Here is a 17,676-nt window from a genome sequence, read left to right on the forward strand (position 1 = left end):
CGTAATATGACGCAAGTAATATTTTGTGGCAATTATGTTTTTGTGCCGGTCGTCAGTTGCTTACCCGGCCTCGGGGTTTGGAGCGGTTTCGATGAATGACAGCCCTGGTAATGCGGGGCAGGTCTTCGAGTACTCGATGAAAGCCCTCGGGGAAACCCTGAGGGCCTAGCGTTGAACACAGCAAAATCAAATGTTTAAGAAATGTAAGCGCTGTAGGAAGCGTCTTGCATTTGTGTAGGAAGGCTCTGACTATCACTCGCATTGATGAAGTGGCATTACGCCATTTCATGCTTGCAAGGATGTTGCGTGCCGTATTTGCTTCGCGCTGTTTCTCGTCGTCGCTTCACGCTTTGCCCGCTGTTGTCGGCCTTTGTGTTGAGTGTGTGTGCCTCCTCGATTCAAGCGGCGGACCCTGTTGCGCCGGGCCAGGAAGTGCTGCGCCAGCAGCAACAGCAACAGCGCGATTTGCAACAACTGCAGCTTGAGCAACGCAAGCGCCAACTGGAGCGCGGTGCGTTCAGTCCTGCGCCCGCCACCCCCGCGCTCCCGCAAACTGTAGCTGCCGATGAACGCTGCTGGCCACTGAGCGGCACGCGCATCGGCGGCGTTACGCTGCTCGACAGCAACAAGCTCAACACGCGGATCAAACCGCTGCTGGCGCCGTGCATGGGCGTCGGCCAGATCAACCATCTGCTGGCGACCATCACCGCGATCTATGTCGAGCAGGGCTACATCGCCAGCCGCCCGTACCTGTTGAGCGCGCCGGCGGCGGGGCAGTCGCTGGACATCATGATCGACGAGGGCTACATCGAGTCCATCGAACTGGCCGATCAAAGCCTGCCCGTTTCGCTGGGCGGCGCGTTCCCGCACATGCTCGGCCAGCCGCTGAACCTGCGCGATCTGGAGCAAGGCCTCGATCAGTTGAACCGCTTGCGCTCGCTTGACCTGACCGCCGACATCGCCCCCGGCAGCCAGCCTGGCGCGTCGCGAATCATCCTGCGTTCGCGCACGGCCGGGCCGTCGCGCTGGGCGTTGGGGCTGGGCATGGACAACCTCGGCAGCGCCAGCACCGGGCGGGATCGCAACAGCGTCAGCCTGAGCGTCGACAGCCCGTTGCAACTCAACGACCTGCTGAGCCTCAGCGCCAGCGACACGTTGAATCAGGGCGACCGCTACAGTCGCAACGCCAGCCTGTATTACGCGATTCCCTATGGTTACTGGACCTACAGCGCATTCGCCAGCCACGCTGAATATCGCGCGCCGTTCAAACTGCCCAGCGCGATCCTGTACAGCACCGGCATCACCGATCAACTGAGTCTGCGCGCCGACCGCGTTTTGTGGCGCGACCAGAGCCGCCAGCTCAGCGCCAACCTGCAACTGGCACACAAGGACGTCGACAGCTACCTGGAGAATGTTCGCCTGGGCATTCAGAGCCCGACCCTGACCGTGGCCGAAGCCGGACTCAATCTGTTCTGGCTCGACCGTGCGGTGTGGAACCTCGACTTCACCTACTCGCAAGGCCTGCGCTGGCTGGGCGCCGATGACGACGCCAATCACGCGGTCAACAACCTGCCCAAAGCGCAATTTCACAAGTACCGCGCCGGCCTCAGCCAATGGCGCAATGGCCAGTTCGGCGCGCAAGCGTGGCAGTGGCAGAGCCAGCTCAATCTGCAATACAGCCCCGACCCGTTGCCGGCCATCGAACAGTTGCTCGGCACCGATGATTCGGCGGTGCGCGGCTATCGGGTCAGCAGCGCATCCGCTGCCAGCGGCGCGATCTGGCGCAACACCTTGCGTCTGCCCCTGCGCAACGACTGGCCGGTGCAGCTCACCCCGCGCGTGGCGCTGGACAACGGCTGGCTCAAGGCCGACCACGGTGCCCAGGGCCAACGCCTGAGCGGCGCCAGCGTCGGGCTGAATCTGGGCTGGAAGAATCTGCAAGTGGACGTCGACTACCAGCGCGCCCTCAACACCCCCAACGGATTGCAGCACGAGCCAGAGACCTGGCTGATGCGCGTGGGGTTGCAGATATGAGCACCACCGAGACTTATCAAGCAGTGAATAAACAGCCGTCGGATCTGAGCGCGACAGCCACGGCCAATACTCAATCGCGCGCCGTGATGCCGTACTTACATGGAGACGTTTTTATGCCAGCACACACCTTTGCATTTCATCTTTCTCCTCGGGGCAAACTGCGCTGGGCGATCGCCAGCCTGTTCTTCGCCGTGCACCTGCCGACCGCTCTCGCCGGCGGTGTGGTGGTCGCACCCGGCCCCGGCGGCACCGCGCAATTGCAGACTCAGAGCGGCGTGCCCATCGTCAATATCGTCGCGCCCAACGGCTCGGGCCTGTCGCACAACCAGTTCCTCGACTACAACGTCGACCGTCAGGGGCTGGTGCTGAATAACGCCTTGCAGGCCGGGCAATCGCAGCTCGCCGGGCAACTGGCGGCCAACCCGCAACTTCAGGGGCAGGCGGCGAGCGTGATCCTCAACGAGGTGATCAGCCGTAACCCTTCGGCGATCAATGGCGCCCAGGAAATCTTCGGCCGCGCCGCCGATTACGTGCTGGCCAACCCCAACGGCATCTCGGTGAACGGCGGCAGTTTCATCAACACGCCGAACGCCAGTCTGCTGGTCGGTCGTCCTGAATTGAACGACGGCAAACTGCAAGCACTGAACACCCGCGATGCCAGCGGTCAGTTGCAGATTCAGAGTGGCGGCCTGCGTAATGCCGAGGGTTCGGTCAACCTGATCGCCCCGCGTATCGACAGCCAGGGCCGCATCGACGCCCGCGATCAACTGAACCTCACGGTCGGACGCAATCAGGTCGATTACGCCAGCGGTCAGGTAAAAACCGTGGACCCGGCGGGCAACACCACCGATCAACGCATCGACGCCAGCCTGTTCGGCGCGATGCAGGCCGGGCGCATCAACATCGTCAGCACCGCCGAAGGCGCGGGCGTGCGTGTGGGTGCGGTGCATGTGGCCGGGCGTGACGGCGTGCAGATCCGTTCGGCTGGCGACCTGAGTGTCAGCGGTGAAGCCGTCCCCAACAGCCTCGAAGTGACCCGTGCCGGTATTCGCAGCAGTCAGGGCGATGTCGGCCTGCACAGCGGCAACGATCTGACACTGGCCGCCACCGACGTCAGTGGTCGCGACGTCAGCGTCAATGCCAAGCGCAATCTGACCCTGAGCAGCGTCGAAAGCCGCAAGCTTCAGCAGACGCGAGAAAACTGGAGCAACAGCACCATCGGCATCACTTGGGAAACCTACGACCGCACCCAGACCGACAGTGAAACTCGCCAGCACGGCAGCCAGATCGTCGCCAGCCGCGATGCGAAATTGTCTTCCGGCAAAGACACCGAACTCAAAGCGGCCAAAGTTGAAGCGGCGAAAAATCTCGATTTGCACAGCGGCGGTGATCTGCGCCTGACTGCGGCCACCGAAAGCCACACTCAGACCGATCAGGGCAACCATCGCAAGCATTTGTGGAAGGCTGACTGGAACAGCAGCAGCGAAGAGCAGCGCAGCCTCGGCAGCCAGTTGCAGGGTGGCAATATCGCGCTGCAAACCGCCGCGTTGTTGCGTTCCGAAGGCGCCGAACTGAACAGCGCCGGCGATGTGAAACTGACGGGCAAGCAAGTGGACGTCACCACCGCCACGCGCACCAGTCGCAGTAATAACAACAGCTACTCCGGCGACCTGGTTGGCGGCGGATTCTTCGGCAAGACCGGCGACGCCGACAAGGGCCAGACCCGGCATCAGGGCAGCAAAATCAATGCGGCCGGCAAACTGATCGTCAAGGCTGATGACGTGCGCATCAGCGGCAGCCAGGTCCGTGGCGGCACCGAGGCCAGCGTGATCAGCGATCAGGGTTCGCTGGTGATCGACGGCGTGCAGGACACCTCGCACAGCAACAACCACGACAAGGACAGCAAGTTCTTCGGCATCAGCAAGGACGAATCGCGGCAGAACGCCAGGGACAGCACCACGCTGCGCAGCGAGCTGGTCTCCGACAGCAACCTCAAGCTCAAAAGCGCCAAGGACATCGAAGTGGCCGGTTCCACGGTCAAGGCTGGCGGCGCGCTGACGGCGGACGCTGCCGGTGATGTGAACGTGCATTCCACGCAGAACAGCCACGACAGCAGTTCGACCACCGAGACCCGTGGCTTCGATGCCTACGCCAAAGAGCAAACGCCGGAGCAATACCGCGCCGGGGTGCACTATGAAGACAAGCAGCAGACCGTCACCCGCAACGACGTCAACCAGCAAGGTTCGAGCCTCAGCGGCGGCAGCGTGCAAGTGAAGGCCGGCGGCGATCTGACAATCAAGGGCGGTGAAGTCAAATCCACCGCCGGCGACACCACGCTGGGCGGCAAAAATGTGTCGTTGCTGGCCGAACAGGACAGCCACAAAACTTCGACCGACACCTCCAGCACCGGCGGTGGTTTCTACTACACCGGTGGCCTCGACCGCGCCGGCAGTGGTGTCGATTTTGCCCACAGCACCACGCAAGACAGCAGCAGCAAAACCACCGCGCAAACCACCAACGTGCAGAGCAGCGGCGGCTTGACCCTCAACGCCGACAAGCTGGTGACCGAAGGCGCGCAGGTCAAGGCTGGCAACAGTCTGAACGTCGCGGCCAACGAGATCGACAACCGCGCGGCAAGCAACACCGAAAGCAGCAGCCATAACCAGAGCAACTGGTCGGCGGACATCGGCGCCAATGTCGAGTACAAGGACATCGCCCGCCCGATTGCCGGTGCGGTCAAGGATGTGCTCAACGGCAAGGTGCCGGACAAGGAAGGCCTGAGCAATCTTGGCCAGCCGAACGTCGGCCTCGACGTGGCGATCGGTCACGGCAGCGCCGACAAGACCGAGCAGAGCAGCAACGCGGCAGTCAGTCGTTTCGATGGCGGCAGTGTCGACGTGAAAAGCGCCGGCACCCTGCGTGACCAGGGCACTCAGTACAGCGCGAGCAACGGCAAGGTCAACATCAGCGCTGACACACTGGTTGCCGATGCCGCGAGCAACACTCACAGCAGCACCGATAACTCAGTGGACGCCAAGGTCGACGTGCGCGTCTACACCAAGACCGGCGAAGACGTAAACGTCGCCGGCAGCGGCGCGGGCGGCAACCGCTACGCCAGCAAGGACAGCAGCACGGCGGTGGTCGGCGGTTATGCCGGCAATCAGGGCGTGAACATCAAAGTGGGCGGTGACGCGCAGTTCGCCGGCAGCCGTTTCGACGGCGCGCAGGGCGGTGTGAACATCAAGACTGGCGGCGATCTGGCGCTGAATCAGGCCAATGATCGCCAGAGCAGCAGCGACTCCAGCCTGCGCGGCAACGGCTCGCTGACGGTCGGCACCATGCCGGGCACCGACGGCACCAACGTCGACCTCGGCGCGGGCTTTCAGCTCGATCATACCGGCAAGCAGACCACTGACACTCAGGCTCATGTGGCGAGCATCAGCGGCAACGGCTCGGTGCAACTGAGCAGCGGCGGCAATCAGGTTCAGCAAGGCACGAAGATCGACAGCGCCGGCGCTATCGATCTGCACGCTGACGGCAAACTTGATCTGCAAGCGGCCACCGATACCCACACCGCGACCGGCAGCAATCTCGGCGGCGGTTTGAAGGGCGGCGGCAGCAAATCCAGCAGCGAGAAGAGTCGCGATCAGGGCGGTAATCTGAGCGGCAACTTCAATATCGGCCGGATCAACGAAAGCTCGCAGACGTTGACCGGTGGTCAGCTCAACAGCCAGAGCAACGTCGCGTTGAGCGGTGATGCGGTGCACCTGCAAGGCACGCAAGTCGGCGCGCCGAACGTCAGCATCGATGCGCAGAAGGGTGGTTTTGTTCAGGAGTCGGCGCAGTCTACCGAGAGCCGCAACAACTGGAACGTCGCGCTGAATGCCGGCGGCAACCTGAGCAGCAAGACCCCGACCACCGCCGATGAACAGGCCAGCAGCGACCACGGCTTCAACGCCGGGGCCAAGGTCGGCGTCGATTACCTGCAAGACACCACCCAGCAGAACAGCCAGATCAAGGCTGACAGCGTGGTCCTCAACAGCGCAGGCGATGCACAACTGTCGGGGGCGCGGATCGACGCGAACACTGTCAGTGGCAAGGTCGCCGGTGATCTGACCGTCGACAGCCGTCAGGACTCGAAGACGCAAGCCAGGGTCGATGTCGATCTGGGCCTGACGGCGAAGAAGAACCCACCGAGCGACAAGGAAAAACTCGCCGGCACTGACTACAAACCAACGTTGAAAGCGCAGGGCGAATACGCGCACAAGGACAGCGTGGCGCAGGCGTCCGGCATCAGTGGCAATCAGGGTGTGAAGTTGAACATTGGTGGTGGCACGCAGCTGACCGGCGCGCGGATTTCATCGACTGAGGGCAAGGTCGATCTGGGCGGTTCGAAGGTCGGTAGCAGCGATCTGGTCAATCGTGAATATGGGGTGAAAGCCGGGCTGGACCTGCCGCAGAAAACCGAGGAGAACGCACCGAAGGTGTCGTTCGATAACGGCAATCTGAAAGTCGGTCCGGTGACCCTGAGCGGGAATCTGGACAGCCAGACCCTGCAGGCCGGGATCGACGAAAAAGGCTGAGCAGCACAGCTGTAAAAACTGTGGGAGCGAGCCTGCTCGCGATAGCGTCAGTTCAGTCAGCGAAGCTGTTGACTGAACCGGTGCCTTCGCGAGCAGGCTCGCTCCCACATTGTTTTTTGTTTCGATGAGACTTTGAGGTCAGCTCGAAGCCTTCGCCTTACCCGCATTCATCAGCACGACCACCGCCAGCAGCGCCGACAGGATCGAACCCAGCAACACACCGACCTTCACCGAATCGACCAGATGCGGCGCGCCCGGAAAGGCCAGTGCGCCGATGAACAGGCTCATGGTGAAGCCGATCCCGCAGAGCAGGGCGACGCCGTACAGTTGCAGCCAGCTCGCGCCTTGCGGCAGTTGCGCCAGACCACTGCGAATCGCCAGGGCGCCGAGGCCGAGGATGCCGATCTGCTTGCCGAACAACAGGCCCAACGCGACGCCCAGCGGCACCGGCTCAAGCAGGTTGCTCGGGGAAATACCGCTCAATGACACGCCCGCGTTGGCGAAGCCGAAGATCGGCACCACGGCGAACGCCACCCACGGATGCATTTTTTCTTCGAGGTAGAGCAGCGGCGAGTTGTGCTCGTCTTCCGGGTTACCCAGCGGAATGCACAGGGCCAGAATTACCCCGGCGAGGGTCGCGTGGATCCCCGATTGCAGCATGAAGAACCACAGCAGGGCACCGGCGATCAGGTACGGCCACAGCTTTCTGACCCCGCAGCGGTTGAGGATCACCAGCAGCGCAATCACCGCCAACGAGGCCAGCAGCATGCTTATCGACAGGCCGCTGGTGTAGAAAATCGCGATGATCACCACCGCGCCCAGGTCATCGAGGATGGCCAGCGCCGAGAGGAAGATTTTCAACGAGACGGGCACCCGTTTGCCCAGCAGCGACAGCACGCCCAGGGCAAAAGCAATGTCGGTGGCAGCGGGGATCGCCCAACCGCTCAGGGTCTGTGGATTGCCCCAGTTGATCGCGACGTAGATCAAGGCGGGCACCAGCATCCCGCCCAAAGCGGCGAAACCCGGCAGCGCGCGCTGACCCCAGGTCGACAACTGACCGGCGAGCATTTCGCGCTTGATCTCCAGGCCCACCAGCATGAAGAAGATCGCCATCAGGCCATCGTTCACCCAATGCTCGATCGACAGACCAGCGACTTTGATGTGCAGGGTCGAGAAGTAGGTGGCTGCCCAAGGCGAGTTGGCGACCAGCAGCGCGGCGAGGGCGGCGGCCATCAGGATCAGGCCACCGGCGGACTCGGCAGCGAAGAATCGGGTGAGAAAGGCCAAAGCAGACGGCGACTGCTGACGGGCAGCCTGCAGGCGTGACGGATCGTGGCTCATAGGCACGGGAACTCCGCGCGGCGGCCCGACCTGCGCTGAATTAAACCTGCCCTGCCGCGTTGTTGCGGTGGCACCCGGGCGGCATTTTACACAATAGGTGGGGGAAGGCGCGGTTTTACTGACGATTACCCTTGAATCGAGCGTTTCCAAGGAATGAATTGCCGGGCTTAATAGGAACCATTACTATTCGAACCCCTTTCCACAGCACGCTGTCATGACCCCCATGCTGCCCCGCAGACCCGGCTTTTTCGAGCATTACGAAGAGTTGATCGGCACTTGGACCCGGCGTCTGCGCAATCGCGCGCAGGCCGAGGATCTGGCGCACGACACCTTTGTGCGGGTGCTCGAATCCGATTCGGCAGCGGTGCAGCAGCCACGGGCGTATCTGCACCAGACCGCACGCAACATCGCGGTCGACGGTTATCGGCGTGAGGATCGGCGGGAAGCCATGGAGTCGCAGGCGATCGATCACAGTGTGTCGTCCACCGGCGACCCGGAGCATTACATGCAGGCGATCCAGTTGGCCGACTCCATCGAACGGGCGCTGCAGGAACTGCCGCTCAATTGCCGGAGGATTTTCGTCTGGCAGAAGATCGAAGGGCTGACTCAGGCAGAGATCGCCGAACGCCTGGGACTGTCCAGGAACATGGTCGAAAAATATATGATTCGCACCCTGCGGCATCTGCGCGACCGTCTCGACGGCATGCAGTCATGAGCGACCACCGCTTTTCATCCTCAGCCCGACAGGACATTCCATGATGGATACCCGTGATTGCGCGTGCGGGCAAACAACGGTGCGCGATGAAGCGGCACGCTGGTTTGTGCGTTTGCAGGAACCGCTGATCAGCGCCGACGAGCAGCAGCGCTTCGACGCCTGGCTGAACCAGCATCCGCAGCACCGTGATGAATTCCAGTCGCTGCAAGGCCTGTGGACCGCCGCCGATCTCTTACCGGCGCCACGCCTCAAGGCGCTTGTTGAAACACCGTCAACCCGCCGCGAGCGACGTCCTTTACTGCGTTATGCCGTGGCCGCCAGCGTGTTGGCGGTGGCGCTCGGGCTCGGTCTGTTCAGTGGTTTGAATCATCCGGGCGGCTATCACGCCGAGTTCGCCACGGCGCTGGGCGAACGCAAGCACGTGGCGTTGCCGGACGGTTCAGTGATTGATCTGAACAGCCGCAGCCGTCTGCAGGTACGTTTTGAGCAGGATCGACGACTGATCGAATTGAGTGAAGGCGAAGCGATGTTCAGCGTTCAGCACGACACCGCGCGCCCGTTCGTGGTTGAGGCTGGCAGCGGCAAGGTCACGGTCACCGGCACGCGTTTCGATGTGCGCCGCGATCTTGCGCAAACCCGGGTCGCGGTGGAGCAGGGCACGGTCAAGGTGCAGGGGCGCAATGCACCGGACAATGCTTTCATCAACCTCACCGCAGGCCTCGGCACCCATGTCGACGCCGAGGGCAAAGTCGCTGCTGCCTACGCGATTAACCCCGCCGAACTGACGGCCTGGCGCAGCGGAAAACTGGTGTTCAACAACGCCAGCCTCAGCGAAGTGGTGGCGGAGGTTTCGCGTTATCGCGACAAACCGCTGAAGGTCGCCAACGCGACGGTGGCCAACCTGCGCCTGACCAGCGTGTTCAAATCCGACAACACCGACGCCTTGCTCAAGGCCCTGCCAAACATCCTGCCGGTGGCCGTGCGCACCTTGGCCGACGGCAGTCAGGAAATAATTTCAAAATAACATTCAGGTTTTTTTCGAGTTCATCGTCTTCCTGTTCAACTGCAACTGGTTTGCATTAACAGACGCACACTCTTGCGATCCACAGGACTACGTTCGACGTGAAAAACACCTCAGCCCACAACAAAAAATCCCCTTGGCTGCCGCTGGCTCTCGCGCTGGCGGTCAATGCCGCCGTGCCGCTGGCCTTCGCCGCTGAAGCCATTCACATCCGCGCCCAGCCGTTGGGCCAGGCCCTGAGCGAACTTGGCCAGCAAACTTCGCTGCAGGTTTTCTTCAGCCCGGATCTGGTTGCTGGCAAACAGGCACCGGCGGTCGACGGCAACCTTTCCCCCGAGCAGGCGTTGCGCCAATTGTTGCAGGGCAGCGGCCTGGAGTATCAGATTAACGAAGGCTCGGTGACCCTCGCACCGGCCGCAACCGCTGCCAACAATGGCCCGCTGGAACTGGGCGTGACCGACATCAAAGTGGTCGGCGACTGGCTCGGTGACGCCGACGCTGCGGTGGTGCAGAACCACCCGGGTGCGCGTACGGTGATCCGCCGCGAAGCCATGGTCGAGCAGGGCGCGATGAACGTCAGTGATGTGCTCAAGCGCGTGCCCGGCGTGCAGGTGCAGGACTCCAACGGCACTGGCGGCAGCGACATCGCGCTGAACGTTGGCGTGCGCGGCCTGACTTCACGACTGTCGCCACGCTCCACGGTGTTGATCGACGGCGTGCCGGCCGCGTTCGCACCGTACGGCCAGCCGCAACTGTCGATGGCGCCGATCTCTTCCGGCAACCTCGACAGCATCGATGTGGTGCGTGGCGCCGGTTCCGTGCGTTATGGGCCGCAGAACGTCGGCGGCGTGATCAACTTCGTCACCCGCGCCATCCCGGAAAAAGCCACCGGGGAAATCGGCACCACTTTGGAAACCTCCCGTTACGGCGGCTGGAAACACATCGACACGGCATTCCTCGGCGGCACCGCCGACAACGGCATGGGCGTGGCGTTGTTGTATTCCGGGGTCAACGGCAACGGTTACCGCGAGCGCAACAACGGTAACGACATCGACGATGTGCTGCTCAAGACCCATTGGGCGCCGACCGATCAGGACGATTTCAGCCTCAACTTCCATTACTACGACGCCAGCGCCGACATGCCGGGCGGTCTGACGCAGAAACAGTACGACGACAAGCCGTACGACTCGGTGCGCGATTACGACAACTTCAGCGGTCGGCGCAAGGACGTATCGTTCAAGTGGATCCGCCAGATCGACGAGCGTACCCAGGCAGAAATCCTGACCTATTACACCGACAGTTTTCGCGGCAGCACCATCGCCGCCCGCGACCAGAGAACCCTCAGCTCGTACCCGCGTTCCTACTACACCCTCGGTGTCGAACCGCGTGTGTCGCGGGTGTTTGATGTCGGCCCGACCACGCAGGAAGTCAGCGTCGGTTATCGCTACCTGAAAGAGGCGATGCACGAACAGTCGAGTCGTCTGGCGCTGGTCAACAATCAGCCGGTGGTCACCCCGACCTCCGATGGCCATGTGTTCCAGGATCGTACCGGTGGCACCGAAGCCAACTCGGTGTACGTCGACAACAAGATCGACGTCGGCAACTGGACCATCACCCCGGGCATTCGCTTCGAACACATCAGCACCGACTGGCATGACCGCGCCGTGCTCGACACCGCAGGCAAGCGCGTGCCGGAGAAAAACCGCAGCATCGAAAGCAACGAACCGCTGCCGGCACTGAGCGTGATGTATCACCTGTCGGACGCGTGGAAACTGTTCGCCAACTACGAAACCTCGTTCGGCAGCCTGCAGTATTTCCAGCTCGGCCAGGGCGGCTCGGGTGACCAGACCGCCAACGGCCTGGAGCCGGAAAAAGCCAAGACCTACGAGATCGGCACGCGCTACAACGATGATGTGTGGGGCGGGGAAGTGACGCTGTTCTACATCGACTTCGATGACGAGCTGCAATACATCAGCAACGATGTCGGCTGGACCAACCTCGGCGCGACCAAGCATCAGGGCATCGAAGCGTCGGTGCATTACGACATGGCCGCGCTCGATCCGCGTCTCGACGGGCTGACCGCCAACGCCGGTTTCACTTACACCCGCGCGACCTACGAGGGTGAGATTCCGGGCTTCAAGGGCCGTGATCTGCCGTTCTATTCGCGGCAGGTGGCGACCGTAGGCTTGCGTTACGACGTCAATCGCTGGACCTACAACATCGATGGTTTCGCCCAATCGAAACAACGCTCGCCGGGCACCGGGGTCAACGCCGATGGCAGCTTCAACGGTAACTACATCACCGAAGGCACGGCGGACGGGCAGTATGGCGACATCCCGGGTTACGTGACCTGGAACGTGCGCGGCGGTTATGACTTCGGGCCGCAAGTGTCGAATCTGAAACTGGGTGCCGGGGTGAAAAACGTCTTCGACAAGCAGTACTTCACCCGCTCCAGCGACAACAATTCGGGGATGTATGTCGGCGCGCCGCGTACGTTCTTCGTGCAGGCCAGTGTAGGTTTCTAAGGCGCTGTTGTGGCTGAACCGGTTTCACACGGTTCAGCCACAAAAGCCTGAAGCTATTGAGGGATCAGAAACTCGATGGTCGGCCCGGGATTCCCGGCCAGGTCTGCGCCTTTGAGGCAGACGTTCTGTCGGCCATTGGCAATGGAAACATGGAACACGCCTGTGGAGGGTGATACGCGTTGAAATCCCTGCCCGTCATTGCAATTGATGCTCCCTGGCCGGCCGTACTTGTATTGAAACCGGGCGGGATCCAGATCCGGTGAAACCGGAAATACTCTGATGTCGTATTCGTCGCCACCTACCGCTTCGACCTTATAGGCAGGCTTCAGCGGTGCGGGCGCGTCCATCATCCAGCGCCAGTAGACGCTGGGTGTTCTTCCGGCCCATTGCTTGGGCACGTCCGTAGGCCGCTGTTGGCCAATCAGGCAGAGAAAGTACAAGCCTGAGCCGTCTTTAAGTTCATGACTCAATTGATTATCGGCGTCCGGTGCAGCCGTTCGCACTTGGCTATAGCCATCAAGGTTCTGACATTCGTCCAGCGTGCGCGTAAAGCGATAGCGGTAGTAAGGCGCGGTTGTGGTGAACGTTTGCAGCCATCGCCAAGGCACGACTTGTCCATGTTCGTCGCGCTCGAGCTTGATGTAATCGCTGTTTTGCGACGAACCAGGAAACGACCAGTTCTCGCCCAGCGAACAACCGCCCAGACGTGGATTGAAATGTCCCTTGGCGAAACAGGCGTCCAGCCCATCGGTTGTGGAGGCGTAATTGGTATTGCTGCGTTTGTTGACCTGTCCCGCCACGACTTCGCAGGGCGAGCCCTTGTCGCAGCGATTGCGGTCACTCCCGCGAGTGGTGGTGCCGAGCACACCCACAATTTCATTGGTGTAACGCGCAAGCAGTGGCGAGCCTGACAGCCCGCTGACAACATCGAGACAACGGTTGCTCAGTTGTCCGACCCAACGCCATGGACCTTCAATAATCGCCGCCGAGTGTTCTTGTTTGCAGGCCATGCGCTGAATGAAACCGTTCATGGGCGCGCCGGTGATCAGAATGTCGTCTTCACTGACCAACGGGGTCCGCGCCAGTTTCAACGGCTGGATACCGTCTCTGGTCAACTGTTCCAGAGGCTGTTCAAGCTCAATGATAGAGAGGTCTTGACCGCGCAGCGTGCTCCAGCCAATGCGACTGACCGTGTAGGAATGGCTTTGCGGTTGCGTGTCGAAAAAATAATTGAACGTCACCCGACCCTTTGCTGGTTGATTGACGATGATCTCGTTATTGCCTATCTCCGGATGTGTGCAGTGTCCGGAGGTCAGTACGTAGGCGGGTTGCGATACTGCTCCGGGTTCTCGAGTGTCAATCAGCGTGCCGGAGCAGGTCATGCCGCTTTCAACTTCAACACGGCCAATGGCTTGCCAATGCGCATAGTTTCCGCCGGCATTGGCCAGGCGCTCAGCGGGCGCAAAATTGGCAGTGCCTTCACCCCAGTCGTATCGATTGACGGAGGCACATCCCTGGAGAAGCGTGATTAGCGCGATAACCGATCCGGTTCCAATGTTCATGACAGATTTCCATTTCCGCTGAGCTGGAAATCAACATGATGCCTGGGGGCAATTCTTGTCTACTGTCAAAGCTGACAGGTATCGCACCCGTGTTCAGACTTTCAAGGTCTTGCCGCCGATAGCCACCGCCACCAGTAACACCGCCATCAAGCCAAAGGCAAAACTCAAACTGCTGGCATGTGCCACAAAGCCAATCACCGCCGGACCGGCCAGAATTCCTGCATAACCGAGCGTGGTGATTGCCGGTACCGCGATGCTCTCCGGCATCACCGTCTGCTTGCCCACCGCCGTGTACAGCACCGGCACGATGTTCGAACAACCCGCACCCACCAGTGCGTAACCGACCAATGCCGCTTCCCAGCTCGGCGCGAATGTCGCCAGAAACAGACCTGCAGCTGCCAACAGACCGCCAAACAGAATGATCCGCGTTGCACCGACAATCCGCACGATCCGGTCACCCATCAAACGTCCGGCCGTCATGGTCAATGCAAACGCCGCATAACCCAATCCCGCGTACGCCGTGTTGATCCCGCGCTCCTGCGCAAGAAACACCGCACTCCAGTCCAGCGCCGCGCCTTCGGTGAGGAACACGATGAAGCACATGCCGCCGATGAACAGCACAATGCCGTGGGGTATGGCGAAGGCGGGTCCCGAGCTTTCACTGCCGTACGGCAACATGTGCGGTACACACTTGAACAGCGCGCCGGCCAACACCGCCACCACTACCAGCATCGCTGCCAGCGGCGTCAGGCCGAGGCCGAGCAGGGCGCTGACACCGGCCGCGCCGACAATCCCGCCGAGGCTGAACAGGCCATGAAACCCCGACATCATATGCTTGCCGCTGGCCCTTTCGACGATCACCGCTTGCAGGTTGACGGTCGAATCCACCGTGCCCAGACCGGCACCGAACATGAACAGCGTGGCGATCAGCGCCGGAATCGACGATACCGTCGCCAGCAACGGCAGCGCCGCGCAGATCAGCAGGGTGCCGCCGGTGGCGACTTTGCGGCAGCCGAATCGCGTGGCGAGAATCCCCGCCAGCGGCATTGCGAGAATCGAGCCGACGCCGAGGCACAACAGCAGCAGGCCCAACGTGCCTTCGTCGAGCCCGGCGCGAGCCTTGGCGTATGGCACCAATGGCGCCCACGCGGCAATGCCCAGGCCGGCGATGAAGAAAGCGATGCGCGTCGACATCTGCTGCAGGCGTCCGGGGACGAAGGTGTCTTGGGGGGTGAGGCTGGTCATATCGATCCTTGGCAAAAAACGTCGCGTCCCCCGAATGACAGTCATCGCGCGGCGAGGTTCGATCGCAGGTCTCGGGGCGGGGCAGCCGACATCCTAACCTGTAGGCATGAGATTGCTCTCGATAACGGTGGATCAGGCAATGAAAAGGATGCCTGAAAGCCCGCTATCGCGAGCAGGCTCACGCCTACCGGGGATCGCGGTTTAAAGTGCGTGCTTCCACAAGACGAGCAGGGACGGTGATGACGCAGTTCTACGATGCGCGAGGCAATATTTACGGGGTGATTTCGCCCCAGGTACTTCGTGAGGCAGGGATCGATCTGCCGATCAGTGCCGCGCAGTGTGCTGTGTCGAGAGCGACCTGGAGCCGCGCAGCCATTGCGCTGTGCTGCGACTGGCCCGAGGGCCAGCGGCCGGCGGGGAGCAAATCGCACCGCAGCGACGGACTGCTGATCGGTCCGTTTCAGTCTGCACCGCCGTTCGACGTGCTGATCGTCAACACCGACGGCACCTTGGCCGAGCGCAGTGGCAATGGCTTGACGATTTTTTCCCAGTCGTTGCTGGAGCAAGGGCTGATGCCGGCGCAAGGGGCGTCGCTGCGAGTGCATCACGACAAGGGTGATGCCGTGGAAACCTCGGTGAAACCGGCCGTAGTCGAAGGCGTGAATGGTTTCTGGCTGGACCTTGGTCAACCGGGCTTCGGGCCTTCAGCGGTGGGTGCGCAGCAGGTTGAACAGCGCGGGTTCAATGGTCATGAGGTGAGCCACGTAGCGCCATTGGCACAACTCGATTCCGCGTGGCAGCACAGTCAATTCGTGCGCATCGGCAATCCGCATTGCGTAACGTTGTTGACCGACATCGCCGAGTTGCCGAGCAACTCACAAATGCGCCAGTCGCCATGGGCCGAAGGCCTGACCCGAATCGCCTACGCGATGCCGACGGGCGCCGGCCAGCCATGCCCGGCGGGCGTCAATCTGCAATGGGCCGCGCTTGAGTCAGCGCAGCGCATCATCGCCCGAGTGTTCGAACGTGGTGAAGGACCGACGGCGTCTTCCGGTACCAGCGCCAGTGCAGTGGCCTGTGCCGCATGGGCGGTGGATTGGGTGGCGAGTGGGGAGGTTCACGTCGTCATGCCGGGCGGGACGGCGCCGGTGTTGCTTGAAGAAGAGCAGGGCGGATTGATGCGGGTCAGGTTGTTTGGTACGGCTCGCTTGATCGGTTGAAGCGGCAATCGCCTTCGCTGGCAAGCCAGCTCCCACAGGGAAATGCATACCCATGCAGGATCGCGAGCATTCTGTAGGAGCTGCCGCAGGCTGCGATCTTTTGATCTTGTTTTTAGAATCAAAAACAAAGATCGCAGCCTGCGGCAGCTCCTACAGGAAATGGCGGTCAGTCAAGAGGGCTGCTGAACTCCACCACCGGCATCTGCCGCTTCATCAGCACCTTGCCGCCGCGAATCGAATACAGCGGCAGACCCTGGCTGCGGATCACTTCGTAATCGCTGTCCGCCGACAGAATCAACAGGTTGGCCGGACGCCCCTGTTCCAGGCCGTAACGCTCGCCCAGGTGCATGGCCTTGGCGCTGTTGTCGGTGACCAGATCCAGCGCGTTCTGCAGGTTGCGATAGCCGAGCATATGGCAAATGTGCAACCCGGCCTCAAGCACGCGCAGGATGTTGCCGTTGCCCAGCGGATACCACGGATCAACGATTGAATCCTGGCCAAAACACACGTTCATCCCGGCCTCCAGCAGCTCGTTGACCCGGGTCACGCCTCGACGTTTCGGGAAGTTGTCGAAGCGTCCCTGCAAGTGAATGCTTTCGGTCGGGCACGAGACGAAACTGATCCCGGAATGACCGAGCAAACGGAACAATTTCGCGCAGTAAGCGTTGTCGTAAGAGCCCATCGCCGTGGTGTGGCTGGCCGTGACCCGCGCGCCCATGTCGCGGCTGCGGGCCTCTTCGGCGAGTACCTCAAGAAAGCGCGAATGCGGGTCATCGGTTTCGTCGCAATGCACATCGACCAGGCAACCGGTGCGTTCGGCCAGGTCCATCAGAAACTTCACCGAACTGACGCCCTGATCGCGGGTGTATTCGAAATGCGGAATGCCGCCCACCACATCGGCGCCCATGCGAATCGCTTCTTCCATCAGCTCGCGACCGTTGCGGAACGACTCGATGCCTTCCTGTGGGAACGCGACGATTTGCAGGTCGATCAGATGGCGGGTTTCTTCGCGGACTTCGAGCATCGCCTTCAGCGCGGTGAGCTGCGGGTCGGTGACGTCGACGTGGGTGCGCACGTGCTGAATGCCGTGAGCGGCCAAGGCTTGAATGGTCTTCTTGGCGCGGGTTTTGGTGTCTTCTTCGGTGATGGTGACCTTGCGCTCGCCCCAGCACTCGATGCCCTCGAACAGCGTGCCACTCATGTTCCAGCGCGGTTCGCCAGCTGTCAGCGTGGCGTCGAGGTGGATGTGCGGCTCGACGAAAGGCGGCACCACCAGATTGCCGCCGGCGTCGAGGTCGCCGGGGTTGAGGGTCGGGGCTTCGGTCTGGCGGCCGATGCTGCGGATCAGGCCGTCTTCCAGGTGCAGTTCGTGCAAACCTTCCTGGTTGCGCAGCCGGGCGTTGATGATGTGCATCAGGCGAATCCTTCTT

The 17,676-nt window shown here is 61.6% G+C and carries 10 protein-coding genes; 6 read left to right on the forward strand and 4 right to left on the reverse strand.

Annotated elements, in window-relative coordinates:
• Positions 1-306 precede the first annotated feature (306 nt).
• Entirely contained in the window at positions 307-2,034 is a 1,728-nt protein-coding gene (locus tag ACYZUM_RS06155) for a ShlB/FhaC/HecB family hemolysin secretion/activation protein (protein WP_108182215.1), read from the forward strand.
• A 113-nt stretch (positions 2,035-2,147) separates the two neighbouring features.
• Positions 2,148-6,617, forward strand: coding sequence for a hemagglutinin repeat-containing protein (locus ACYZUM_RS06160; protein WP_108182216.1), 4,470 nt, complete (start codon positions 2,148-2,150; stop codon positions 6,615-6,617).
• Positions 6,618-6,755: 138 nt separating this feature from the next.
• On the opposite strand, the gene nhaA is transcribed toward ACYZUM_RS06160, so the two are convergent.
• Positions 6,756-7,958, reverse strand: coding sequence for a Na+/H+ antiporter NhaA (gene nhaA / locus ACYZUM_RS06165; RefSeq protein WP_108182217.1), 1,203 nt, complete (start codon positions 7,956-7,958; stop codon positions 6,756-6,758).
• A gap of 214 nt (positions 7,959-8,172) precedes the next feature.
• Between nhaA and ACYZUM_RS06170 the strand changes: the two genes are divergently transcribed.
• From ACYZUM_RS06170 to ACYZUM_RS06180, 3 genes are all read left to right on the forward strand, one after another.
• Positions 8,173-8,673, forward strand: a complete 501-nt coding sequence (locus tag ACYZUM_RS06170) for a sigma-70 family RNA polymerase sigma factor (RefSeq protein WP_108182218.1) — start codon at positions 8,173-8,175, stop codon at positions 8,671-8,673.
• 40 nt (positions 8,674-8,713) lie between these two features.
• Positions 8,714-9,697 (forward strand): FecR family protein, encoded by a 984-nt coding sequence (locus tag ACYZUM_RS06175; protein WP_108182219.1) that lies wholly within the window; start codon positions 8,714-8,716, stop codon positions 9,695-9,697.
• A gap of 98 nt (positions 9,698-9,795) precedes the next feature.
• Entirely contained in the window at positions 9,796-12,219 is a 2,424-nt protein-coding gene (locus tag ACYZUM_RS06180; RefSeq protein WP_108182220.1) for a TonB-dependent siderophore receptor, read from the forward strand.
• 53 nt (positions 12,220-12,272) lie between these two features.
• Here ACYZUM_RS06180 and ACYZUM_RS06185 read toward each other — a convergent pair whose 3' ends face one another.
• The gene (locus tag ACYZUM_RS06185; RefSeq protein ID WP_108182221.1) at positions 12,273-13,781 is read right to left on the reverse strand and encodes a trypsin-like serine peptidase; all 1,509 of its coding nucleotides are present in this window, start codon (positions 13,779-13,781) and stop codon (positions 12,273-12,275) included.
• A gap of 93 nt (positions 13,782-13,874) precedes the next feature.
• The gene (locus ACYZUM_RS06190; RefSeq protein ID WP_108182222.1) at positions 13,875-15,026 is read right to left on the reverse strand and encodes an MFS transporter; all 1,152 of its coding nucleotides are present in this window, start codon (positions 15,024-15,026) and stop codon (positions 13,875-13,877) included.
• A gap of 239 nt (positions 15,027-15,265) precedes the next feature.
• Here ACYZUM_RS06190 and ACYZUM_RS06195 point away from each other — a divergent pair, with 239 nt between their 5' ends.
• Positions 15,266-16,246 (forward strand): diaminopimelate epimerase, encoded by a 981-nt coding sequence (locus ACYZUM_RS06195; protein ID WP_108182223.1) that lies wholly within the window; start codon positions 15,266-15,268, stop codon positions 16,244-16,246.
• A gap of 166 nt (positions 16,247-16,412) precedes the next feature.
• Here ACYZUM_RS06195 and codA read toward each other — a convergent pair whose 3' ends face one another.
• Positions 16,413-17,660, reverse strand: coding sequence for a cytosine deaminase (codA, locus tag ACYZUM_RS06200; RefSeq protein WP_108182224.1), 1,248 nt, complete (start codon positions 17,658-17,660; stop codon positions 16,413-16,415).
• Positions 17,661-17,676 lie beyond the last annotated feature (16 nt).

The organism is Pseudomonas sp. m6p, from assembly GCF_055760375.1.